General features: G+C 71.5%; 19 protein-coding genes. 7 read left to right on the top strand and 12 right to left on the bottom strand.

The window, feature by feature from the left end:
- Positions 1-201 precede the first annotated feature (201 nt).
- From ACWCXB_RS29580 to ACWCXB_RS29560, 5 genes are all read left to right on the top strand, one after another.
- Entirely contained in the window at positions 202-1,122 is a 921-nt protein-coding gene (locus ACWCXB_RS29580; protein WP_450726808.1) for a hypothetical protein, read from the top strand.
- A 108-nt stretch (positions 1,123-1,230) separates the two neighbouring features.
- Positions 1,231-1,854: a PadR family transcriptional regulator gene (locus tag ACWCXB_RS29575; protein WP_450726807.1), complete on the top strand. Its 624-nt coding sequence runs from the start codon at positions 1,231-1,233 to the stop codon at positions 1,852-1,854.
- A gap of 89 nt (positions 1,855-1,943) precedes the next feature.
- Positions 1,944-2,705 (top strand): ABC transporter ATP-binding protein, encoded by a 762-nt coding sequence (locus ACWCXB_RS29570; RefSeq protein ID WP_450726806.1) that lies wholly within the window; start codon positions 1,944-1,946, stop codon positions 2,703-2,705.
- Positions 2,702-5,563: an FtsX-like permease family protein gene (locus tag ACWCXB_RS29565; RefSeq protein WP_450726805.1), complete on the top strand. Its 2,862-nt coding sequence runs from the start codon at positions 2,702-2,704 to the stop codon at positions 5,561-5,563. Before ACWCXB_RS29570 ends, ACWCXB_RS29565 begins: the two co-directional genes overlap by 4 nt.
- A 109-nt stretch (positions 5,564-5,672) precedes the next feature.
- Positions 5,673-6,209 carry a bacterial proteasome activator family protein gene (locus ACWCXB_RS29560; RefSeq protein ID WP_450726804.1) on the top strand — a complete coding sequence of 179 codons (537 nt, stop codon included), beginning with the start codon at positions 5,673-5,675 and terminating at the stop codon, positions 6,207-6,209.
- 145 nt (positions 6,210-6,354) lie between these two features.
- Here ACWCXB_RS29560 and ACWCXB_RS29555 read toward each other — a convergent pair whose 3' ends face one another.
- From ACWCXB_RS29555 to pdhA, 7 genes are all read right to left on the bottom strand, one after another.
- On the bottom strand, positions 6,355-7,368 hold the full coding sequence (locus tag ACWCXB_RS29555) for an NAD(P)H-quinone oxidoreductase (protein WP_450726803.1): 1,014 nt from the start codon (positions 7,366-7,368) through the stop codon (positions 6,355-6,357).
- A gap of 32 nt (positions 7,369-7,400) precedes the next feature.
- Positions 7,401-8,456 carry a potassium channel family protein gene (locus ACWCXB_RS29550; protein WP_450726858.1) on the bottom strand — a complete coding sequence of 352 codons (1,056 nt, stop codon included), beginning with the start codon at positions 8,454-8,456 and terminating at the stop codon, positions 7,401-7,403.
- 20 nt (positions 8,457-8,476) lie between these two features.
- Positions 8,477-9,958, bottom strand: coding sequence for a molybdopterin molybdotransferase MoeA (locus ACWCXB_RS29545; RefSeq protein ID WP_450726802.1), 1,482 nt, complete (start codon positions 9,956-9,958; stop codon positions 8,477-8,479).
- Positions 9,958-10,824 carry an NTP transferase domain-containing protein gene (locus tag ACWCXB_RS29540; protein ID WP_450726801.1) on the bottom strand — a complete coding sequence of 289 codons (867 nt, stop codon included), beginning with the start codon at positions 10,822-10,824 and terminating at the stop codon, positions 9,958-9,960. Before ACWCXB_RS29540 ends, ACWCXB_RS29545 begins: the two co-directional genes overlap by 1 nt.
- Positions 10,825-10,935: 111 nt before the next feature.
- On the bottom strand, positions 10,936-12,504 hold the full coding sequence (locus ACWCXB_RS29535; RefSeq protein WP_450726800.1) for a dihydrolipoamide acetyltransferase family protein: 1,569 nt from the start codon (positions 12,502-12,504) through the stop codon (positions 10,936-10,938).
- Positions 12,504-13,520, bottom strand: coding sequence for an alpha-ketoacid dehydrogenase subunit beta (locus tag ACWCXB_RS29530; protein WP_450726799.1), 1,017 nt, complete (start codon positions 13,518-13,520; stop codon positions 12,504-12,506). Before ACWCXB_RS29530 ends, ACWCXB_RS29535 begins: the two co-directional genes overlap by 1 nt.
- Positions 13,517-14,677 carry a pyruvate dehydrogenase (acetyl-transferring) E1 component subunit alpha gene (gene pdhA, locus ACWCXB_RS29525; protein ID WP_450726857.1) on the bottom strand — a complete coding sequence of 387 codons (1,161 nt, stop codon included), beginning with the start codon at positions 14,675-14,677 and terminating at the stop codon, positions 13,517-13,519. The genes ACWCXB_RS29530 and pdhA overlap by 4 nt, the downstream gene beginning before the upstream one ends.
- Positions 14,678-14,891: 214 nt before the next feature.
- Between pdhA and ACWCXB_RS29520 the strand changes: the two genes are divergently transcribed.
- Positions 14,892-15,407 (top strand): Lrp/AsnC family transcriptional regulator, encoded by a 516-nt coding sequence (locus ACWCXB_RS29520; protein WP_450726856.1) that lies wholly within the window; start codon positions 14,892-14,894, stop codon positions 15,405-15,407.
- A gap of 101 nt (positions 15,408-15,508) precedes the next feature.
- On the opposite strand, the gene ACWCXB_RS29515 is transcribed toward ACWCXB_RS29520, so the two are convergent.
- Positions 15,509-16,102, bottom strand: a complete 594-nt coding sequence (locus ACWCXB_RS29515) for a TetR/AcrR family transcriptional regulator (RefSeq protein WP_450726798.1) — start codon at positions 16,100-16,102, stop codon at positions 15,509-15,511.
- A gap of 5 nt (positions 16,103-16,107) precedes the next feature.
- Complete coding sequence (locus tag ACWCXB_RS29510) at positions 16,108-17,640, bottom strand: 3-hydroxyacyl-CoA dehydrogenase (protein WP_450726797.1); 1,533 nt, start codon at positions 17,638-17,640, stop codon at positions 16,108-16,110.
- A gap of 125 nt (positions 17,641-17,765) precedes the next feature.
- On the opposite strand from ACWCXB_RS29510, the gene paaN reads away from it, so the two are divergent.
- A complete protein-coding gene (gene paaN, locus ACWCXB_RS29505; protein ID WP_450726796.1) occupies positions 17,766-19,427 on the top strand; it encodes a phenylacetic acid degradation protein PaaN in 1,662 nt (553 codons plus the stop codon).
- A 192-nt stretch (positions 19,428-19,619) separates the two neighbouring features.
- Here paaN and ACWCXB_RS29500 read toward each other — a convergent pair whose 3' ends face one another.
- The 3 genes from ACWCXB_RS29500 to ACWCXB_RS29490 form a co-directional block, all read right to left on the bottom strand.
- On the bottom strand, positions 19,620-20,282 hold the full coding sequence (locus ACWCXB_RS29500) for a TrmH family RNA methyltransferase (RefSeq protein WP_450726795.1): 663 nt from the start codon (positions 20,280-20,282) through the stop codon (positions 19,620-19,622).
- Positions 20,279-21,478, bottom strand: coding sequence for an HTTM domain-containing protein (locus ACWCXB_RS29495; protein WP_450726855.1), 1,200 nt, complete (start codon positions 21,476-21,478; stop codon positions 20,279-20,281). The genes ACWCXB_RS29500 and ACWCXB_RS29495 overlap by 4 nt, the downstream gene beginning before the upstream one ends.
- A gap of 155 nt (positions 21,479-21,633) precedes the next feature.
- Positions 21,634-22,368, bottom strand: a complete 735-nt coding sequence (locus ACWCXB_RS29490) for a DUF5819 family protein (protein WP_450726794.1) — start codon at positions 22,366-22,368, stop codon at positions 21,634-21,636.
- Between the last annotated feature and the right edge of the window lie 4 nt (positions 22,369-22,372).

The raw sequence follows: 22,372 nt of genomic DNA, 5'->3' as shown, positions 1-22,372 counted from the left end.
TCCTTCCTCCTTCGGTCACCTTCTTCGAAACGGCCCGGCACGCGACTGGCGTGCCGGGCCCATTTGCGTGCGCCGGCCGGACTCCGTACCCGGGATGCCGGAAATGCTCAGGTATGTGACGCTGAGTCCGGTATTCCTGAATCTCGGCGACTTGGCACGGGAGGGGGTCACCCAGTGGCTCCGAGGCTCCGCACGCATTGCGTGACGACCATCGCGGCTTTCGCGGCCGTTGTGCTGGCGACCATGCCTGTCGGGGCGTACACCGATGACCACGACTCGTGGGGCTTCGCAGCAACGTTTCGGGGGAACGCCGACGGCCGGCACGGCGCTGAGGGCAGCCGGAGCCTTGAAGCCCAGGACCGCGAGGACGCCAAGCACCCGCACGGCCTTCAGGACCCTCAGGACCGTCATGACCCTCAGGACCCTCAGGGGCGTCGGGCGTCCCGGGTGACGGGCACGCCGACACCCGTTCGGCCCAGCGGTTCCGGGAAGCCTGCGCACGGCAAGACGCCGAGGACCACCGGAGAGCAGGACCCAGGGCCGTCGGCACGGCCCGGCACGAGCGCAGGACGGGGCCCGAAGCAGGACCCGCAGCCGGACCCCAAGCCGGACACCGAGCGGGACCCGAAGGGGAACGTCGACGCCCGCCCCAAGAGCACCCCGAAGGCCTCCCCCTCCATGTCCCCTTCACCCTCGCTGGCCGGGCGTCAGGCAGGTGAGGGCCGTCGGCGACCTGGCCGTACGGCCCCGCCCGTCCCCACCGCGACCGCGTCGCCCGAGGCCGGGCACGACAGCGGGGACCACCGCGAACTCGAGCGCCAGCGCGAGCGCGAGCAGGCGAGTGAGCGGGAGCGAAAGCGCGAGGCGGCGGAGTTGCGGAAGCAGCTGCTGATGGAGCAGCGCGAGCGGGAGGCACGCGACGCGGCCTCGGCGCCCGCCGTCCCCGTATCGCCGCCCGTGGCGCCCCCGTCGCCCAGCGCACCCGCCGCCGTCGGCAAGGCGGCGCCACCGTCCCTCACCCGGCCACTGGAGCGCCAGGTTCCGATCATGACGCTCGGCGCCGGATTCGCCCTGATGGGGCTGGGTCTCGGCTACATGGGACTGCGACTCCGTCGCCACTAGCCCTGGGCCGGAACCCTCCGTGAGGCCCCTCGTCCCTCGTACGGCCTATGCGCAACATCCGTCTCAGGTCGGTTGTCCGCGCCGACATACCCGGTATACATACTGAGTATGTCGATCCGCCACGGACTTCTCGCCCTCCTCGAACGCGGCCCTCGCTACGGCTCTCAGCTACGTACGGAGTTCGAGTCCCGTACGGGAGCCACCTGGCCGCTCAACGTCGGCCAGGTCTATACGACTCTCAGCCGGCTGGAGCGCGACGGCATGGTCGTACAGGACCAGGAGGACGAGGCCGGTCATGCGCTCTACGCCATCACGGACGCCGGGCGCGGAGAGCTGAAGTCCTGGTTCGAACGGCCCGTCGACCGCACCAGCCCGGCCCGCGACGAGCTGGCCATCAAGCTCGCCATGGCGGTCGGCGCGCCGACGGTCGACATCCGCGAGGTCATCCAGTCCCAGCGCCGGCACACCGTGAAGGCGATGCAGGACTACACCCGCCTCAAGGCCCAGGCGCTGGAATCACTGGAATCCGATCCCGCGAACCGCGACGAAGTCGCCTGGCTGCTCGTCCTGGAACAGCTCATCTTCCAGACCGAGGCGGAGGCCCGCTGGCTCGACCACTGCGAGGCCCGGCTCATCCGGCTCTCCGCGACGGCGTCCCTGGCTCCGGAGCCCGCACCCCCACCTGCCCCCGCTCCGGCGCCCGCACATGACCACCGGAGGCGGCGGGGCTGAGCTCCGGCTCCGTTCCGTGTCCCGCGTACCTCTCTCTTCACATCCGCTCGCGTACGCCCCTGCGCGCACGCCCAAGGGGGGACCCCTCCATGTCCGACCACTCCCACCAGCCGCAGCAGTCACCACAGCAGCCCGTGCTGCAGCTGCGGAACCTGACCCGCGTCCACGGCAGCGGCGCCACCGAGGTGCACGCCCTGCGCGGCGTCGACCTCAATGTGTACCCGGGTGAACTCGTCGCTGTCATGGGCCCGTCCGGCTCCGGCAAGTCGACGCTGCTCACGATCGCAGGAGGCCTCGACACCCCGAGCTCGGGCCAGGTGATCGTCGAGAACACCGACATCACCACCGCCGACCGCAAGACGCTCGCCGCCCTGCGCCGCCGCAGCATCGGTTACGTCTTCCAGGACTACAACCTCATCCCGGCGCTCACCGCGGCCGAGAACATCGCCCTGCCGCGCGAGCTCGACGGCACGTCCGCCCGCAAGGCCCGCGTCGAGGCCCTCGCCGCGCTGGAGGAGATGGGCCTGGGCCATCTCGCGGACCGCTTCCCCGACGAGATGTCCGGCGGACAGCAGCAGCGTGTGGCGATCGCCCGGGCCCTGGTCGGCGACCGCCGTCTCGTCCTCGCCGACGAGCCGACCGGCGCCCTGGACTCCGAAACCGGCGAATCCGTGCTCGCCCTGCTGCGCGCCCGCTGCGACGCGGGCGCGGCGGGCATCCTCGTCACCCATGAACCGCGCTTCGCGGCCTGGGCGGACCGGGTGGTCTTCCTGCGTGACGGCGCGGTCGTCGACCAGACCGTCCGTAGCGAGGCGGACTCCCTGCTGAGCGGGCAGGCGGCCGAGCGGTGACGAACTGGTACCACTCCTGGCGGGCCGCGATACGCATCGCCCGCCGTGACGCCTGGCGCGCCAAGGGGCGCAGCTTCCTCGTCCTGGCGATGATCGCCCTGCCGATCCTCGGTGTGAGCGCCGCCGATCTGACCCTGCGCAGCGCCGAACTCTCCACCGAGCAGAGCCTTCAGCGCACGCTCGGCGCCGCCGACGCCCGGATGTCCGACCCCGGCACCGGCGGGATGCCGATCCACCAGGCCCCCGACGGCACCAACTACGCCCCGGTGGAGAACGTCGACGACAAGCCGTTGCCCGACGGCGAAGCGGACATCAGCAAAGCCTTCCCGGCGGGCGCGAAGACCCTGGAGGACTCGACCGGCTACGGGAAACTGCGCACCGCCCACGGCCTGTTGAACGCCGACATCCGTGAGCTCAGAGCCACGGACCCGATGGCCGCGGGCATCATGACGCTCGTCAGCGGCCGGTTCCCCAAGGGGACCGACGAGGTGGCGGCGACGACCCATTTCCTGGAGTCCAGCGGGCTGAGCGTCGGTTCCAAGCTCTCGGTGCGCGGGTTCGACCGGGAGTACACGATCGTCGGCTCGTACGAGCTGCCCCAATCGCTCGCCGCCGACCAGGTCAACGCGCTCCCCGGGGCCCTGCTCGACCCGCTCGACAAGGCGCTGGTGGCCGGCGACCTGCCCGGCGTCGAGAAGAGCACCACCTATCTGGTGAGTGCTGCCGGTGGTTTCACGTGGAACATGGTCAAGGAGGCCAACACCAAGGGTGTGCTGGTGGCTTCGCGGGCCGTTCAGCTCGATCCGCCCGCCGATCCGGAGGTACCGCTCTATCAGCGGGAGGACTGGGGCGGCGGCTACGAGGAGAGCGTCGGCGCTCAGGCGGCGGCACTGGCCGCGGTCGGCACCGTCGTCGGCCTCGCCATGCTGGAGATCTGTCTGCTGGCCGGGCCGGCCTTCGCCGTGGGTGCCCGGCGCTCGCGCCGCCAGCTCGGACTGGTCGGTGCCAACGGCGGCGACCGCCGTCACATCCGCGCCATCGTCCTGGCAGGCGGCCTGGTGATCGGCTTCGTGGCAGCCGTCGTGGGCACCGTCCTCGGTCTCGTCCTCACCTTCGCCCTTCGCCCGCTGCTCGAGGAGTACATCGGGGCGCGCTTCGGCAGCTTCGACATCCGGCCGCTGGAGCTGCTCGGCATCGGGCTGCTCGCCGTGATGACCGGTCTGCTGGCCGCGATCGTTCCGGCCGTCACCGCCTCCCGGCAGACCGTCCTGGCCTCGCTCACGGGCCGCCGGGGCGTGCGCCGCAGCAGCCGGGTGCTTCCGGTGATCGGGCTGGTCGCGGTGCTGCTCGGCGCGGCGATCGCCCTGTACGGGTCGGTGTTCTCGGAGCAGTTCGTCATCGTCGCGGGCGGCAGCGCGATCGCGGAGCTGGGTGTGGTGGCCCTGACGCCCGCGCTGGTGGGCCTCTTCGGCCGCACCGGGCGCTGGCTGCCGCTCTCGCCCCGGCTCGCACTGCGCGACGCCGTGCGCAACCGGGGCCGCACGGCTCCCGCGGTGGCCGCGGTGCTGGCCGCGGTCGCGGGGACGGTCGCGGTGGCCACGTACGCGGCGAGCACGGACGCCCAGGGCGCGGCCGAGTACGAGGCCCAGCTGCCGCGCGGCGGGGTGTCCCTGGTGTTGGACGCGCCCGGCGGCCGGGATGTCGCCGAGGCCCGCGCTGCGGTGCAGAAGTACCTGCCGGTCGATGTGCGTGCCGATGTGGACCGTATCTCCGTCGGGAAGAAGCAGTGCACGATGTCCTACAGCGGCAGCCGCGGCTGCGGCCGCTACGAGGTCGTCGTACCGAAGGCGAACCAGTGCCCGCTGTGGACGTTCGGTCCCGGGGACGAGGACCCGGCGGAGAAGTTCACCGTGGCGCAGCGCCGCGCCTTCTCCAAGGACTGGCGCTGCCAGGAGAACCGCGGCTCCGTGTACGCCGAGGGCGGGGTGGTCATCGGCGACGCGAAGCTGCTGGAGGCCCTCGCCATCGAGGATCCGGGAGCCGTGAAGGCACTGGCGGACGGCAAGGTCGTGTCGTTCGACAAGCGCAACGTGGACAAGAGCGGCACGATCGGTATCCGGCTGATCACCGACAGCGAGGCGGCCGACAAGGCGGCCGAGGAGGGCAAGGAGGCGCCGGGCACGGTCAAGACGTTCCCCGCCTACCAGGCGCCCGGGGAGGTCACGTCGTACGGAATCTCCATGATCGTGCCCCCGGCGGCGGCCGGGACGGCCGGCGTCGCCACGGTCCCGTACGGCGCGTACTACACGACCGAGCAGGCGCCCACCAGCGAGCAGCGGCAGAAGCTCAACGGTGAGCTCGACAAGTCGGGTGCCGACGTCATGCTCCACATCGAGGAGGGGTACACCAGCGAGAACAACATCGTGCTGCTGGCGCTGACCGTATTCGCCGGGCTGATCACCATCGGTGCGGCCGGCATCGCCACCGGGCTCGCCCAGGCCGATGCCGAGGCGGACCTGAAGACGCTGGCTGCCGTCGGCGCCCCGCCGAGGGTGCGGCGCACGCTGAGCGGCTTCCAGTGCGGTGTCGTGGCCGCGATGGGTGTGGTGCTGGGCTCCGCGGCCGGTGTGCTGCCCGCGGTCGGGCTGCGGCTGACCGAGCAACGCCAGCAGCTCAAGTGGTACGAGGAGGTCCTCGACGCGGGCTTCGGCGGAGGCCTCACCCGGCCGCACGTCCTGATCGTCGTCCCCTGGGAGACCCTGGCCGCCCTGATCGTCGCCGTCCCGGTCGGCGCGGCCGTCCTCGCGGCCCTGGTCACCCGCTCCCGCGGGGCACTGGCCCGGCGGGAGGCCATCTGACCGGCCGATTCTGCGGCTCTGTGACGGGTCTGTGCCCCCGTACGAGGGTGGATCACCCTTGTACGGGGGCACACCCTGTGGGACAGCACATGTGCGAGAGAATGGCGGCATGGAGATGCCGAGGAATGAACGGTCGCCGCAGAGCCCCCACGTCCTCGTAGTGGGACAGGACGGGATGGCGCTCGGAGGCGGTGAAGCTGACGACGAATCGCGCGAGGTCCCTGTGACGGACATGGTGGAACAGCCTGCGAAGGTCATGCGCATCGGAAGCATGATCAAGCAGCTGCTGGAGGAAGTGCGGGCGGCACCTCTCGACGAGGCCAGCCGCGTCAGACTCAAGGAAATCCACCGCGGCTCGGTCAAGGAGCTCGAGGACGGCCTCGCTCCGGAACTGGTCGAGGAGCTCGAGCGTCTCTCGCTGCCGTTCACCGACGAAGCGATCCCTTCGGAGGCGGAACTGCGCATCGCGCAGGCCCAGTTGGTCGGCTGGCTGGAAGGCCTCTTCCACGGCATCCAGACGGCGCTGTTCGCCCAGCAGATGGCCGCCCGCGCCCAGCTGGAGCAAATGCGCCGCGCCCTGCCTCCGGGAGCCCCGACCGACGACGACTCCTCCCACGGCGCCATCCGCTCGGGCCCGTACCTCTAGACGCCTGCGTGTGGGCCCCTAGACGCCTGCGTGTGGGCCCCGTTTCCCGAAAGGGAACGGGGCCCACGGCTGTACAGGGAACCCCAAGTCCGGCCGCAGGCGGGCGCACGCCCACCGGCCTGTGGGCCGACCCGCAGCCCCCGCCTCAGCCCGCAGCCGGGTCCGTGTCACCGCCCGCCGTCGGCGCCACCAGCACCACCTTGCCCACGTTCGCACCCGACTCCAGCACCCGGTGCCCCTCCGCCGCCTCCCGCATCGGCACGGTGCGATCCACCACCGCCCGCACCGTCCCGGCCGCGACCAGCGGCCACACGTGCTCCCGCACCGCCGCCACGATCGCCGTCTTCTCATGCAGCGGCCGCCCCCGCAGCGACGTCGCCGTCACCGCCGCCCGCTTCCCCAGCAGCGCCCCCAGATTCAGCTCGCCCTTCACCCCACCCTGCAGCCCGATCACGGCAAGGCGGCCGCTCACGGCCAACGCCCGCACATTCCGGTCCAGATACTTCGCGCCGATGATGTCGAGGATGACGTCCGCTCCCGCGCCCCCCGTCGCCTCCCTGATCTCCTCCACGAAGTCCTGCTCGCGGTAGTCGATCAGGATGTCCGCGCCCAGCTCCGCGCAGCGCGCCAGCTTCTCCGGCCCACCCGCGGTGACCGCGACCTTCGCGCCCACCGCCTTCGCCAGCTGGATCGCCATCGTGCCGATCCCGCTGGCACCACCGTGCACCAGCAGCGTCTCGCCCGGCCGCAGATGCGCCACCATGAACACGTTGGACCAGACCGTGCACGTCACCTCCGGCAGCGCCGCCGCGGTGACCAGGTCCACCCCCTCGGGCACCGGCAACAGCTGCCCGACCGGCACCGCCACCTTCTCCGCGTATCCGCCGCCCGCCAGCAGCGCGCACACCTCGTCGCCGACGCTCCACCCGGACACCCCGGGGCCGAGCTCGGCGATGCGCCCCGAGCACTCCAGCCCGGGGTACGGGGACGACCCGGGCGGCGGGTCGTAAAAGCCCTGCCGCTGCAGCAGATCCGCGCGGTTGACGGCGCTCGCGGCAACTTCGACAAGGACTTCCCCCTCGCCGGCCTCGGCATCGGGCACCTCCGCCCACACCAGCGCCTCGGGACCACCTGGTTCGGGAATCGTGATCGCATGCATGGCCGCGAGGCTACTCCGACGTCCCCCGGCCGCTACTCGACGGCACCCGGGGGCGGCGCGTTCGTCGCCCGCACGATGGCGATCAGACGGTCCGTCAACTGCAGCGGGCTCGCCTGAGGATCGTCGTAACCGAGCAGCCGGTGCCCGCGCAGCACGCTCACCACCAGGTCGTCCGTCTCCCGGACGCTCTTGCCGACCTCGCTCTTCGTCACCGGCCGCTCGATGACATCGAGCCCGGTGCCCTGCTGGATCAGGTCCTCCATCACCCTGCCCGCACTCGGGCTGAGCACGGACAGCCCGAGCAGGCGGCCCGCCGCACTGGCGCTGGTGATCACCGCATCCGCCCCGGACTGCCGCAGCAGCGGTGCGTTCTCCTCTTCCCGTACCGCGGCGACGATCTTCGCCCCACGATTGAGCTGCCTCGCCGTCAGCGCGACCAGAACGGCCGTGTCATCACGCTGTGTGGCGATGATGATCTGTCGTGCCCTCTGCAGCTCCGCGCGCAGCAGCACCTCACTGCGGGTCGCGTCCCCGATCACGCCCGCGAACCCGTCCACGTTCGCCGCCTCGATGACCTTCGAACTCGGGTCCACGACGACGACCTGCTCCTTCTTCAGGCCCGTGGCGCACAGGGTCTGAACTGCGGAACGTCCCTTCGTACCGAAGCCGACGACTACGGTGTGGTCGCGCACGGTGTCCCTCCAGCGGTTCAGCCGCCACTCCTCCCGGGTCCGCCTGGTGAGAACCTCGAGAGTCGTGCCGACCAGGATGATCAGAAAGACCACGCGCAGTGGTGTCACGACCAGCACATTGACCAGTCGCGCGCTGGCACTGTGCGGCACGATGTCGCCATACCCCGTGGTGGAGAGGGTGACGGTCGCGTAATAGACGGCATCGAGGAAATCGACGCGCTCGTCCGCGTTGTCGTAGTAGCCGCCGCGGTCGAGCCAGACGATGAGCACCGTCAGCAACAGCACCAGCATCGCCACCAGCAGGCGTTTGCCGACCTGGCGCAGGGGCCGCTCGACGACCGGGCGTGGCATCGTCACACGTGCGGTGACCAGCTGTTCCTCCGCCTGCCGGGCCATCGCGTCCTGGCCAGGCAGTTTCACGTGAAACACCCTTCGCCGGCCGGCGACCACGGCAGATCGAGGACCTCCAGCTCATCGCCGACGCGCGCCCCGCCGGGCGGTACGACGGCGAGGCCGTGCGCGGCGGCGATACCCCGGAGCATGGCCGGACCGTTGTAGTGCACCGGTACGAGCCGGTCGCCGCGGCGCACCACAGGCACCAGCCGCGTGTCGTACGGATGACCCTGTACCTCGTCCCGCAGGCAGGTGCGATACGGGGCCGGGGCAGCCACCGCGGCCTCCCGCCCGGACATGCCCCGCAGCAGCGGCTCGGCAAGGGTGAGCAGCCCGGAGACCGCGGCCAACGGATTTCCGGGCAGCCCCACCAGATACCGGCCGGGCGCGAGCCTGGCCATCAGCATGGGATGTCCAGGACGTACGGCGACACCGTCGACGAGCAGCTCGGCCCCCGCCTTCCGCAGCACCGGGTGGACATGGTCGACCGGTCCGGCCGCCGTACCGCCCGTGGTGACGAGGAGGTCGGCCTCCGACGATGTGATGGCCCGGTGCAGCGCCTCCGCGTCGTCACCGATCCGCCGGGTCGCGAGCACCTCGGCGCCGAGCGCGCGCAGCCAGGGCCCGATCATCGGCCCGAGGGCATCACGAATGAGCCCATCCTGGGGCAGCCCCATGGTCAGCAACTCGTCGCCGAGCACGAGCACTTCGACGCGCGGTCGGCGGACAACCAGCAACTGGTCGTATCCGGCGGCCGCGGCGAGCCCGAGCGCGGCCGGAGTCACCGGGGCTCCGGCGGGCAGGAGTTGGTCCCCGGACCGGCATTCCTGGCCGCGGGGTCTGATGTCCTGACCGTGCGTCACCTGCCGCTGGGCATGGAGATGGCCGCTCCCGTCGGCGCGGGAGTGCTCGCTGCGGATGACGGCTGTGGCCCCGGCCGGGATCCGGGCGCCGGTGGCGATCCGCACGGCCGTACCGTCGGTGAGCGCCTCCGGCTCGCTGTGCCCGGCGAGGATGCCGCTGCCGCTGCTCCGGACCGTCCACGGGCCCGGTCCTGCGACGGCCCAGCCATCCATGGCGGAGGTGTCGAAGGACGGCAGATCGGTGAGCGCGGTGAGCGGTTCGGCGAGGACCTGCCCGAGGGCCCGGTCGAGGGGCTCGTGCCGGACCCGAGGCGGAGTACCGCGGCCCGCACGCGCCGCGAGGGCACGAGCCTCGCCCCAGGGGATCGCCCGGTGCCGCTCGGTCTCGGTGGCAGGTCGCCCCTTGCCGGGGGCGGGCTGCCGGCCCACGAGGGCGAGAGCGTCCTCCATGCCGTCGTCGTCGGCGGCGCCACCGGCCATGGCCGCAGCCGTGCCTGTGGCCGGTGACGCAGCCGTGCCCGTGGCTGGGGCCGTGGCTGGGGTGTCTGCGTGGCCGCCGACGCCCGGACCCGTACCGGACCCTCCTGCGTCAGCCTGTCCGGGCGCGCCCGGAGCATCGGGTTCGTGGTCCTGCGTGGTCATCAGCTGCCGGCCTCGTCCGCTTCCGCCGCTTCCGCCGCCCAGCGGTCGGCGAGCGCGGCCGCCTTGCGCGCCGCTTCGGCAACCGCCTGGGCGCTGTCACCGCCCGCCTTGGCCGCCGCATAGCCGACGAGGAACGTGGTCAGCGGTGCTGCGGGCCGGGCGACGCCGTGCGCGGCGTCCCGGGCCAGGTCGAGGAGGACGCCGGTGTCGACGTCGAGCTCGATGCCGAGTTCGGTCTTGACTGCGGTGATCCATTCATCCAGCACGTTCCCATGCTCCCTGATTCGGGCCCTGGCCGCGGCAATGTCCTCCCAGGTGTCGCAGTCGAAGGCGTCGAGCGGCCCCGCGGCGACCCGGTGGAACTTCAGCTCCTGCGTCAGACGCCGCAGCGGCAGCCCGGCGAGTCCGCCGTGCTCGGTGGCGATGAGCGCCAGTTCGCGGCGCAGCGGCTCCGTCCGGTAGGCGGCAACGAGCGGCTGGTCCCGCCCGTCGGCGTCGGTGAGCAGCGTGGCTTCCGGCCCGCCGGGCTCCAGCGCGTCGATCAGCCGTCGTACCGTCGCATCGCCGAGAAACGGCAGATCCGCGGAGAGCACGAGAACCGTGCCGGCCGCGGTCTGCCGCACTCCCGCGTCGAGCGCGGCGAGCGGACCTCCGCCGGGCGGGGTCTCGCGCGCCCAGATCACGGGGCGCGCGGTCGCCCGCCGGTCACCCACGACGACGGTGCGGCCGGCGCCTTGGCACACCGCGAGCACACGCTCGAGCAACGCCCGGCCGCCGACGCTCACTCCGGGCTTGTCCGCTCCGCCGAGCCGCTTGGCGGCACCTCCGGCGAGCACGATCGCGTCGTACTCCGCTTCCGCAGTCACCCCAGCAGTATGGGCCGCGATCACCCGTACCGAACCGCTCGGGACCGCTCGGGACCGCTCGGAGACCGCGGACGCCCCGGAATCGCCCGGGATCCCCGGAAACGCTCGGCGCTACAGCGTGCGCAGCAGCACTGCCGGATTCTCCACGCAGTCGGCCACATACCGGAGGAAGCCGCCCGCCGTGCCACCGTCGCACACCCGGTGGTCGAAGGTGAGCGAGAGCTGGACGATTTGCCGGACCGCGAGCTCGCCCTCGTGCACCCAGGGCTTCGGCACGATGCGGCCGACCCCGAGCATGGCCGCCTCCGGGTGGTTGATGATCGGGGTGGACCCGTCGACACCGAACACTCCGTAGTTGTTCAGCGTGAACGTGCCGCCGGTGAGATCCGCCGGGGTCAGGGCGCCCCGTCGTGCCGTCTCGGTCAGCCGGGCGAACTCCTCGGTGAGCGACTCGGCCGTACGGCTGTGTGCGTCCCGCACGACGGGGACGACCAGGCCGCGCTCGGTCTGGGCCGCGAAGCCGAGATGCACCTCGGGCAGACGCACGATCTCCCTGGCATCCAGGTCCACCGTGGCGTTCAGCTCGGGGTAGCGGGCGAGAGCGGCCGTGCAGATCCGGGCGAGCAGGGCGAGGAGCGAGATCTTCGGCCCGCCCGCCGCGTTCATCGCCCGGCGCGCGGCCATCAGCTCGGTCGCGTCCGCGTCGACCCAGCAGGTCGCGTCCGGTATCTCCCGGCGGCTGCGGGACAGCTTCTCCGCGACGGCCCCGCGCACCCCGCGCAGCGGGATCCGCTCGACTCCTGCGACAACGGGTGCGGGCGCGGAAGTGGGTGCCGCTGCGGGCGTCGGAGTGGGCGCGGCCTGCTGCGGCGCGGCGGTGCCGGCGAGGGACCGTACCGCCTGCTCCACGTCGGCCCGCAGAATCAGCCCGTCGGGCCCGGATCCGTGCAGCTGACGCAGATCGACCCCGTTCTCCCTGGCCAGCCTCCGCACCAGCGGCGAGATCACCGCCACAGGGCCTTCACGGTCCGTCGCGAGCGGAGCGGCAGGAGCGGCAGGAGCGGCAGGAGCGAACTCCTCGTCGATGACCGCATCGGGCGCCGGGCTCTCCACAGCGCTGTCCCACACGGGCTCCGGGAAGCTGTGCCCGCCGCCCGGCCGGTCCCCCGACGCGGACGCATGGGCAGCGCCCGGCGAGACATGGCCGCCTGCCCGGCCGGCACCCGGAGCACCGCTGCCGGCCGACGCCGTGGAGTGAGCGGCGCCCGACAGCGCCGTCGGCCGGATCCGGCGTCGACGGGCCGCCGGGGCGCCCGTGCCGTACCCGACCAGCACATTGCCGGAGGACTCGTCCCCGGAGATTCCGGAGCTGCCGGAGGTGCCAGAGGCGCCGGATCCGGCCGCCGCCCCGGAGTCCCCGGGTCCCGGTTCCGACGCGCCTACCGCGACGGTCAGCAGCGGCGACCCGACGGGCAGCTCCGTGCCCTCCTCACCGAAGCGCGCGGTCACCACGCCCGCGTACGGGCACGGCACCTCCACCATCGCCTTGGCCGTCTCGACCTCGACGACCGGCTGGTCGATGGCGACGACATCGCCCACCGAGACCAGCCAGCGCACGATCTCCGCCTCGGTCAGGCCTTCACCGAGGTCGGGCAGCTTGAATTCGAGCACCTGGGCCATCAGCTCTGCGCCTCCCACTGCAGCCGGGCGACCGCATCCAGAATCCGGTCCACACCCGGCAGATGGTGCCGCTCCAGCATCGGCGGCGGGTACGGGATGTCGAAGCCGGCCACGCGCAGCACCGGCGCCTCCAGGTGGTGGAAGCAGCGCTCGGTGACCCGGGCGGCTATCTCCCCGCCAGGGCCGCCGAAGCCGTTCGACTCATGGACGACGACCGCTCGCCCGGTGCGCCGCACCGACGCGCACACCGTCTCGTCGTCGAACGGCACGAGCGAGCGCAGATCGACGACCTCGAGGTCCCAGCCCTCGGCCTGTGCCGCCTCGGCCGCCTCCATACAGACCGGCACCGACGGGCCGTACGTGATGAGCGTGGCGCTGCGACCCGGGCGCCGTACCACCGCGCGGCCGATCGGCTCCACCGCCGCCGGGGCTTCCGGCGACCAGTCGGCCTTCGACCAGTACAGCCGCTTCGGCTCCAGGAAGACCACCGGGTCGTCGGAGGCGATCGCCGCCCGCAGCAGCCCGTAGGCGTCGTCGACCGTCGCGGGCGTGACGACATGGAGCCCCGGAGTCGCCATGTAGTACGCCTCGGAGGAGTCGCTGTGGTGCTCGACGCCGCCGATCCCGCCGCCGTACGGCACCCGAACCGTGATCGGCAGCGGCATGGCGCCCCGCGTGCGGTTGCGCATGCGGGCGACATGGCTGATCAGCTGCTCGAACGCCGGATAGGCGAAGGCGTCGAACTGCATCTCCACGACGGGCCGCAGCCCGTACATCGCCATGCCGACGGCCGTCCCGAGGATGCCGGCCTCGGCGAGCGGCGTGTCAGTACAGCGGTCCTCGCCGAACTCCTTGGCGAGCCCGTCGGTGACCCGGAACACACCGCCGAGCGTGCCGACGTCCTCGCCCATGACATGGACGGACGGGTCCTCTGCCATCGCGTCGCGCATCGCGCGCTGGAGGGCCTGCGCCATCGTGGCGGGCTTGGCGGCCCGCCCGGCAGTTGCCGTGCTCATCGTGCGTCACCCTCCGCGCCGTGCGCGCCTTCCCCGTCCTCGGCGTCCAGCTCCGCACGCAACTGCGCGGCCTGCTCCCTCAGTTGGCTGGTCTGCTCGGTGTAGACATGCGCGAACAGGTCCATCGGGTCGAGCACCGGATCGGCGTTCATCCGCTCCCTCAGCTGTGCGGCCATCGTCTCCGCGGCGTCGGCGGCCGCCCGTACGGTGTCCTCGTCGAGCAGTCCGCGCCCGGTCAGCTCTCGCTCGAGCAGCCGGATCGGGTCGTGCTCACGCCAGGTCTCCACCTCGGCGTCGGCCCGGTACCGGGTGGCGTCGTCGGCGTTCGTGTGCGCGTCCATGCGGTACGTGACGGCCTCGACGAGTGTGGGGCCCCCGCCGCGCCGCGCCCGCGCGACGGCATCGGTCAGCACCTCGTGCACCGCCACCGCGTCGTTTCCGTCGACCAGCCGGCCCGGCATTCCGTACCCGACCGCCTTGTGGGCGAGGGAGGGCGCGGCGGTCTGCTTGGCAAGCGGGACGGAGATCGCAAAGCCGTTGTTCTGCACGAGGAAGACGACGGGGGCCTTCCATACGGCGGCGAAGTTGAGCGCCTCGTGGAAGTCGCCCTCGCTGGTGCCGCCGTCGCCGACCATGGCGAGCGCGACGACGTCGTCACCCTTGAGGCGAGCCGCGTGCGCCAGGCCCACTGCATGCGGGAGCTGGGTGGCGAGTGGGGTGCACAGGGGCGCTATGCGGTGCTCGTGCGGGTCGTAACCGGTGTGCCAGTCGCCGCGCAGCAGCGTGAGCGCCTGGACGGGGTCGAGGCCACGGGCCACGGCCGCGAGGGTGTCCCTGTAGCTGGGGAAGAGCCAGTCGCGCTCCTCCAGGGCGAGCGCGGCGGTGACCTCGCACGCTTCCTGGCCGGTGCTCGACGGATAGACGGCGAGCCTGCCCTGCTTGGTGAGCGCGGTCGCCTGCGCGTTGTACCTGCGGCCGCGCACCAGCTCGGCGTACAGCCGCAGCAGCAGCTGGGGGTCCGCCCCGGCGGCCGCCTCCGTACCGAGCACGCGGTACGGCTCGGCGTCCGGAAGCAACGGCGCGGGGTCGGTGCGCGGCTTCCACGCCGGCGGCGGGGTGGGCCGGTAAGCGGCACCCGGCCGCTCCTCGACCGTCATGCTGCTCTTCTTCAACGCGAGCACCTCCTCGTGGGAGCGGGCATAAGGACCCGTGAAGGGCGCGGAGTGTGAGGCGCCTCACCTACCGATTGTTCGGTCGTGGGCGCATTTTGGCTACAGGCACCTTCAGCCTGTGGACAAACGGTTCTCCACAGCCTGGGATAGGAACAGGTCGTCCATGAGAGAGAGGCGGGGGGACGTGACAGCTGAACAAATGGCCGAGGGCGAGGACCGGACGGTTTACGAAGCCGTGCCCGGAGCCGCCCAGAGCCCGCCGCCCCGCCCCCTCGATTCGATCGACCGGGACATCCTGCGCATCCTGCAGACGGACGGCCGCGCCTCGATACGCTCCGTGGCCGAACGGGTGCATGTCTCCCGCGCCAATGCCTACGCCCGCATCAACAGGCTCATCGACGACGGCGTGATCCGCGGCTTCAGCGCCCGTGTGAACCACGAGCGCGCCGGGCACGGCGCTTCCGCCTACATCACGCTCAAGATCGTGCAGAACTCCTGGCGGACGGTGCGCGAGCAGCTCCAGGCGCTGCCGGGGGCCGCACACATCGCTCTGGTCAGCGGCGACTTCGACGTACTGCTGCTGGTCCACACGCCGGACAACCGCACGCTGCGCGAACTCGTCCTGACCAAGCTCCAGTCGATCCCCGAGGTGCTCTCCACCCGCACTTTGCTGGTCTTCGAGGAGACGGATCTGGATCCTGATCCGTCTCGCTGAAAGAGCGCTACGTGATCGTGTGCGGCCCGTGCCGCGCGATCGTGTGCATCCGGTGCCACGTGATCGTGTGAGCCCGTGCCACGCGATCGCGTGCAGCCGTGCTAGGGGGTCGTGCGCAGCCCGTCGAACGCGAGCCGTACGACCGCGTCGGCGACCTGCTCCCGGTCGTAGCCGGTGCCGGCCTGCGGGCGGTACCACTCCACCAGGGAGTTGACCATGCCGAAGAGCAGCCGGGTCGCCAGCCGCATGTCCATGTCGGCCCGGAGATCGCCTTCGGCCGCTGCGGCCTTGAGCAGATCGGCGACCTTGTGGTCGAACTCCCGGCGCCGCTCCAATGCCCAGCGCTCGGTCCTGGTGTTGCCGCGCACACGCAGCAGCAGGGTGACGTAGGGCAGCTCGGCCATGAGCACCTCGACGGTGCGCCGGGTCACGTACTCGACGCGCTCTATGGCACGCCCGCGGGTGGCCCCGGGCTCGTCGAGGATCCCGAAGAGCCCGTCGAGCGCCCGGCTCACCGCACGACGCAGCAACTCTTCCTTGCCCGCGACGTGGTGGTATATCGACGATTTGGAGATACCGGCGGCCTTGGAGAGGTGCTCCATGGAGGTGCCGTCGTAACCGCGCTCGTTGAAGACGCGGACGGCGACGGAGAGCAGGGTCTCCGGGGTGTAGGTGTCGCGCTTGGCGGTCGTCATGGGACCTACTCGCTCTTCATCTGGACGTAGGACTGGCGGTAGAGACCCAGGGACGGCGCATAGCGGCCGGTGGGCACGCGCGCGTGGAGCTCGTCGAGCAGCTCGTGCGCCCAGGCGCGGCCGAGCCTGCGGCCCCATTCGACCGGGCCGATCGGATAGTTGACGCCGAGCCGCATCGCCGTGTCGATGTCCTCGGCGGACGCGACGCCCTTGGCCACGGCGTCGGCAGCGAGGTCCACCAGCATGGCGACCGTACGCGCAACGATCATGCCCGGTATGTCGCCGATGACGCTGACGCTCTTGCCGAGCGCCTGGAACAGGCCGATCGACTGCCGGAGCGTCTCCCACTCGGTGACCTCGGAGGCGGACAGGGCTATCCGGGTCGCCGCCCGGTAGTCGAGGGCGAGGTCGAAGTAGACGACGTCCCGGAACTCGGCGGACGTCTGACCGTCGGCGAGCGCCAGCTGCCCGCCGCTCGGCAGCAGGATGCGGGTCCCCCGGTCTTCCTCCTCCTCGCGCACCGTGATGCCGGCTTCTCGGCACAGTGCGAGCACCTCCCGCGCGGGGCCCAGATCGCCCTCCACGGTGATGTGCGGGGGCGGCTCCGTGGCCGGAGCGGTGTGCGGCGCGGGGCGCTCGGCTCCGTCCGCGTACGAGAACCAGCCCTGTCCCGACTTGCGGCCCAGGCGTCCGGACTCGACCAGCCGTCGCTGGGCGAGCGACGGCGTGAATTTCGGGTCCCGGAAGAAGGCCTCCCACACGGATCGGGTGACCGCCTCGTTGACGTCCTGGCCGATCAGATCGGTGAGCTCGAACGCGCCCATCCTGAAGCCGCCGCACTCGCGCAGCACCGCGTCGATGGTGGCAGGGTCGGCGCCCCGCTCCTCGTAGACGGCGAAGGCCTCCGCGTAGAAGGGCCGCGCGATGCGGTTGACGATGAAACCGGGGGTGTCGGTGCAGCGCACCGGGGTCTTTCCCCAGGCCTTGGCGGTCTCGTACGCGCGCGTCGCCGTGCCCTGGTCGGTGGCGAATCCGCTGACGACCTCGACGAGCGGGAGCAGCGGGGCCGGGTTGAAGAAGTGCAGTCCGACGAACCGGCCGGGCAGGCGCAGGGCGCCCGCGATGGCGGTGACGGAGAGGGAGGAGGTGTTCGTGGCGAGTATGCAGTCCTCGGCGACGACCTCCTCCAGTGCGCCGAAGAGCTCCTGCTTGACAGGGAGTTGTTCGACAACGGCCTCGACGACCAGCGCACTGTCGGCGAGCTCCTTGAGGTCGGTCGTCCGCTCCAGCCGTAGCTCCGCGGCGCCGCGCGCTTCGTCGTCCAGTCGCCCCTTCTCGACCAGCCGCTCCAGACGGGCGAGGATCGCACCCGCGCCCGCCTCCACCTGGGCGGGGGCGACGTCGTAGAGGCGCACACGATGGCCGGCGAGAAGCGCGACCTGGGCGATGCCCTGGCCCATGGTCCCGGCGCCGACGACCGCGACGGTACGGCTCGGCGCGATGGCGCCGGTCCCCTGGGTGGCGTCGGTGGCGGTCATGGCTGTGATCCTCCCCTACGAGTTGTCCACAGGTTTCTGCGGACCCCCCTTGTCCCGACCGATCGTTCGGTTACTCTAACTCTGTCCGCGTTTCCCTGCCCAGCTCGACGAGGAGTTGGTCTTCCATGCAGCTGACCGAGACCCACCGGCCCACGCTCGACCAGGCCCTCGAAGCGATCCGCTCCCGGGCGTACTGGTCGCCGCACCCCGAGCACCCCAAGGCGTACGGCGAGACGGGGGCGGCCGACGGCCTCGCGGCTCACCAGGCCCTGCTGGGCACCCGCTTCGAGCTGGACCAGCCCGGCACCGACGCCTGGACGGGCGGCGAAGTGTCGCCGTACGGCCCTGATCTGGGCATCGAGTATCCCCATCCCGACCTCGACGTGCTGCTGCCCGCGATGCGCGCGGGCATGGCGGCGTGGCGCGACGCCGGTCCCGAGACCCGCGCCCTGGTCTGTCTGGAGATCCTGTCCCGCATCAGTGCCCGCACCCATGAGTTCGCGCATGCTGTCATGCACACGAGCGGCCAGGCGTTCATGATGGCGTTCCAGGCGGGCGGCCCACACGCCCAGGACCGCGGCCTGGAAGCGGTGGCGTATGCCTACGAGGAGCAGACGCGCACCCCTGCCGCCGCGGACTGGTCCAAGCCCCAGGGCAAGCGTGACCCCCTGGAGCTGCGGAAGGAGTTCACCGCGGCCCCGCGCGGCATCTCGCTGTTGATCGGCTGCAACACGTTCCCCACGTGGAACGGGTACCCGGGCCTGTTCGCCTCCCTGGCCACCGGCAACCCGGTCCTGGTCAAGCCGCACCCCCGCGCTGTGCTCCCCCTGGCACTCACGGTGCGGGTCGCTCGCGAGGTGCTGAGCGAGGCGGGCTTCGATCCGAACCTGGTCGCACTGGCCGTCGAGCGCCCGGGCGAGGGCATCGCGAAGACCCTCGCCGTGCGCCCCGAGATCAAGATCATCGACTACACGGGCTCCACGGCTTTCGGCGACTGGCTGGAGGCCAACGCCCGCCAGGCCCAGGTCTACACGGAGAAGGCCGGGGTCAACACGGTCGTCATCGACTCCACCGACGACTACAAGGGGATGCTGTCCAACCTGGCCTTCTCCCTCTCGCTGTACAGCGGCCAGATGTGCACCACCCCGCAGAACCTGCTGATCCCGCGCGACGGCATCACGACGGACGCGGGCCAGAAGTCGTACGACGAGGTGGTCGCCGACCTCAGCGCCGCCGTGGCCGGCCTGCTCGGCGACGACGCCCGGGCGAATGCCCTGCTGGGCGCCCTGGTCAACCCCGATGTGAAGGCCCGCCTGGAGGCGGCAGCCGGCCTGGGCGAGGTGGCCCTGGCCTCGCGCGAGGTCGCCAACCCCGAGTTCCCGGACGCCGTGGTGCGTACGCCGGTGATCGTCAAGCTGGACGGGGCCAAGCCCGACGACGAGGCCGCGTATCTGTCGGAGTGCTTCGGCCCGGTGTCGTTCGCGGTCGCGGTCGACTCGACGACGGACGCGGTGGAGCTGCTGCGCCGCACGGTGCGCGACAAGGGCGCGATGACGGTCGGGGCGTACACGACGTCGCCGGAGACCGAGCAGGCCGTCGAGGAGGTCTGCCTGGAGGAGTCGGCTCAGCTGTCGCTCAACCTGACCGGCGGGGTCTATGTGAACCAGACGGCCGCCTTCTCCGACTTCCACGGCTCGGGCGGCAACCCGGCGGCGAACGCCGCACTGTGCGACGGCGCCTTCGTGTCGAACCGCTTCCGCGTGGTGGAAGTGCGCCGCCAGGCCTGACGGCGAGGGGGGTCCGTTGCCCGCACCTGCGGGCCACGGACCCCCAACGCGCACTGCCCACGGCTGCCGACGGTGAGCAGCCATCAACGCCGGCCGCGGCCACGAACGGCACGGGCCACAGGACCACGCGGCCCGCGATCGGCCCGCCGCGGCGCCGCCGATCGGCTGCGCCGCGGATCGGGGCGGCGGGCCTCAGCCTGCCTGGCCGGGGATCTCCGCGTACCGCTGCACCCACGCATGCATCGCGATCGCCGCGGCCGCGCCTGCGTTGATCGAGCGGGTCGAGCCGAACTGGGCGATCGAGCAGACCATCGCGACGTGCTTGCGCGCCTCCTCGGTCAGCCCCGGGCCCTCCTGGCCGAAGAGCAGCACGCACCGCCGGGGCAGCTCGATCCGCTCCAGCGGCACTGCGCCCGGCAGGTTGTCGATCCCGATGATCGGCAGTTCCTCGGCCGCCGCCCAGGCGGTCAGCGACTCCGTGTCTGCGTGGTGGCGCACATGCTGGTAGCGGTCGGTGACCATCGCTCCGCGCCGGTTCCAGCGCCGTCGCCCCACGATGTGGATCTCCTTCGCCAGGAAGGCGTTGGCGGTCCGGACCACGGAGCCGATGTTGAAGTCGTGACCCCAGTTCTCCACGGCCACGTGGAAGTCATGCCGCCGGGTGTCCAGGTCGGCGACGATCGCCTCCCGTGTCCAGTACCGGTACCGGTCGACGACATTGCGCCGGTCCCCGTGGGCGAGCAGCTCGGGGTCGTACGGTCCGCCCTCCGGCCAGGGGCGCGGATGGGGTCCGACACCGACCTCCGGGCCGTAGCCGTCGTCGTACTGAACCGGTTCCTGGGTCTCGCTGCTCACCCGACGAGGGTACGTGCGGCCTGCGCCTCGGGCGCACCGCGCTCCTCGGGGACCCGCTCCCGCCCCCGGCGAAGCACCCTGTCCCGCCCCTGCGCCACGCGGCCCCCGAGCCACACCAGGAACACGGTCGGCAGAAACACCGCATCCGCGGCGATCATCGCCAGCGAGAAGAACGGCAGGCCGAGCAGCACGGCGATGCCGGCGTGCTCCATCATCATCGCCACCAGCAGGACGTTCTTGACCTTGCGGTTGAAGAGCGTGAACGGGAAGGCGACCTGCACGATCACCGTGCCGTACGTCAGCAGCATCACGATCAGGCCGCTGCCGGCCAGGATGCCGGAGAGCGCGGGCCAGGGGGTGAAGTAGTCGAGCTTGAGCGGGTAGTACAGGGCACTGCCGTCCTGCCAGCGCGAGCCCTGGATCTTGTACCAGCCGGCGGTGGCGTAGATCAGACAGACCTCGGCCATGACCACGGCGAGGGTGGCATTGTGGATGAGGTTGGCGAGGACGTCGAGCAGCGTGCGCAGCTCGCTGCCCGGTGCGCGGCGATTCACCGCCCACCACACTCCGTGGAAGACCCACAGCGCCCAGAGCAGGGTGAGGAGCCACCACTCCCCGCCGAGCCGGTCAAGGACCGTCCCCGCGAGAAGGACCACGCCGAGCACCGCCCAGAGCACAGGGCCCGACCGGTCCCGTGCCGCGCCGCCCTGGCCTCGCGCGGCGTCACGCCGGGCGCGCCTGGCGTCCAGGGACCACACCTGCCCGCAGCGGGTGAGGACGAGATAGATCGCCATGAGGTGGATGACGTTGTCGCCGCCGTCGCCCATGAAGATCGACCGGTTCTGCAACGACAGCACACCGACCATGAAGAGCACCGACATGGTCCGGGTCCGCCAGCCGAGCATCAGCAGCGCACCGGAGAGCACGGCGACGACGTACACGGCCTCGAACCAGACCGTGCTGTCGGACCACATCAGCGCGGTGAAGGCATGGTTGTTGGCGATCAGCTGCTGGGCCATGTCCCAGCCCCACGGGCCATCGGGCCCGTACAGCTCCCGGCGGTTCGGGAACTCGCGCAGCAGGAAGAACAGCCAGGTGGCCGAGAAGCCGATACGGACGATCGCGCTCTGGTACGGGCCGAGGGCGGTCGATGTCACGCGCTGGATGGCGTGGGCCAGCCGGCGGTCCGGGGTCAGGCGCTCGAGGCGCGTGCGGTCCTCCTGGCCGGCACGGCCCGCACGGCCCGCACGGCCCGCACGGCTCTCGTGGCTCTCGTGGCTCTCGTGGCTCTCGTGGCTCACGGTGTTGTCTCGGTTCTCGCGGTCGGGAGTCTCCGCGTCGAGGGCCTGGGTCACTTGGCCGCCTCCGTGCTTGCTGCGCCGTCGTTCCGCGTATCCAGGGGGAGATCCGCGCCGGTCACCTTCCACCACGGGAGAACCCGGTAGTACGGCCGGGTGTCCGTCTTCTCCTTGCTCCAGGCCGGGGCCTTGACGGAGCGGGTGACGGACCGCAGCTGGACGCGCTCGACCTTTCCGCCGAGGTCGTGGTGCTCGAGGCGCATCATCACGATGCGGCGGATGTAGCGCTCGGAGAGCTGGCCGCGCAGGCCGTTGGGCCGGTTGTCGTCGGTGTGCGAGTTGGCGTAGAAGTCCCAGGCGCGGCGGAGCTCGTTCTGGTCGACGTGGCTCGGGAGAAGATTGCCGCGAATCGCCTCGCCGTCCTCGGCCGTGAGGTCGATCCACTCGCTCGTACTGCGGGCACCGTCACCGTCCGTGACCTCCGCCCGCGCCTGGACACCGATGTTCTGCTGCAGCGGATTGGGGGCAAAGAGCTTCCAGTTCTGCTCGAACTCGGGGTAGATCCAGCCGTCGACAGCCTCGCCGTGCTGCTTGGTCATGGTGTTCGAGGGCGCGACATGAAGAAAGACCATGGCCAGGTGGGCGCAGGCGAGCACACCGATGACCGCGAGAGCGACCGCGGCCACGACCTGGTAGGGGAGGGAGAGGCTCACTATGCCCCCCTGGGCGCCCCCGTCGCCCGGAGGCGCGTCCTCGCGCCTCGCGCCCTCGTTGCCGTACGCGTCCATCCCG

This window comes from Streptomyces sp. NPDC001514 (genome assembly GCF_053597075.1).
This window is presented reverse-complemented; position numbering and strand designations above follow the sequence as displayed.

Bases quoted from the DNA above. Each gene is read 5' to 3' on its own strand.
- ACWCXB_RS29575 (WP_450726807.1), top strand. From the start codon at position 1,231: ATGTCGATCCGCCACGGACTTCTCGCCCTCCTCGAACGCGGCCCTCGC.
- ACWCXB_RS29535 (WP_450726800.1), bottom strand. From the start codon at position 12,504: ATGGCCCAGGTGCTCGAATTCAAGCTGCCCGACCTCGGTGAAGGCCTG.
- ACWCXB_RS29550 (WP_450726858.1), bottom strand. From the start codon at position 8,456: ATGGCCCGGCAGGCGGAGGAACAGCTGGTCACCGCACGTGTGACGATG.
- pdhA (WP_450726857.1), bottom strand. From the start codon at position 14,677: ATGACGGTCGAGGAGCGGCCGGGTGCCGCTTACCGGCCCACCCCGCCG.
- ACWCXB_RS29555 (WP_450726803.1), bottom strand. From the start codon at position 7,368: ATGCATGCGATCACGATTCCCGAACCAGGTGGTCCCGAGGCGCTGGTG.
- ACWCXB_RS29530 (WP_450726799.1), bottom strand. From the start codon at position 13,520: ATGAGCACGGCAACTGCCGGGCGGGCCGCCAAGCCCGCCACGATGGCG.
- paaN (WP_450726796.1), top strand. From the start codon at position 17,766: ATGCAGCTGACCGAGACCCACCGGCCCACGCTCGACCAGGCCCTCGAA.
- ACWCXB_RS29560 (WP_450726804.1), top strand. From the start codon at position 5,673: ATGGAGATGCCGAGGAATGAACGGTCGCCGCAGAGCCCCCACGTCCTC.
- ACWCXB_RS29510 (WP_450726797.1), bottom strand. From the start codon at position 17,640: ATGACCGCCACCGACGCCACCCAGGGGACCGGCGCCATCGCGCCGAGC.
- ACWCXB_RS29515 (WP_450726798.1), bottom strand. From the start codon at position 16,102: ATGACGACCGCCAAGCGCGACACCTACACCCCGGAGACCCTGCTCTCC.
- ACWCXB_RS29545 (WP_450726802.1), bottom strand. From the start codon at position 9,958: ATGACCACGCAGGACCACGAACCCGATGCTCCGGGCGCGCCCGGACAG.
- ACWCXB_RS29490 (WP_450726794.1), bottom strand. From the start codon at position 22,368: ATGGACGCGTACGGCAACGAGGGCGCGAGGCGCGAGGACGCGCCTCCG.
- ACWCXB_RS29570 (WP_450726806.1), top strand. From the start codon at position 1,944: ATGTCCGACCACTCCCACCAGCCGCAGCAGTCACCACAGCAGCCCGTG.
- ACWCXB_RS29520 (WP_450726856.1), top strand. From the start codon at position 14,892: ATGGCCGAGGGCGAGGACCGGACGGTTTACGAAGCCGTGCCCGGAGCC.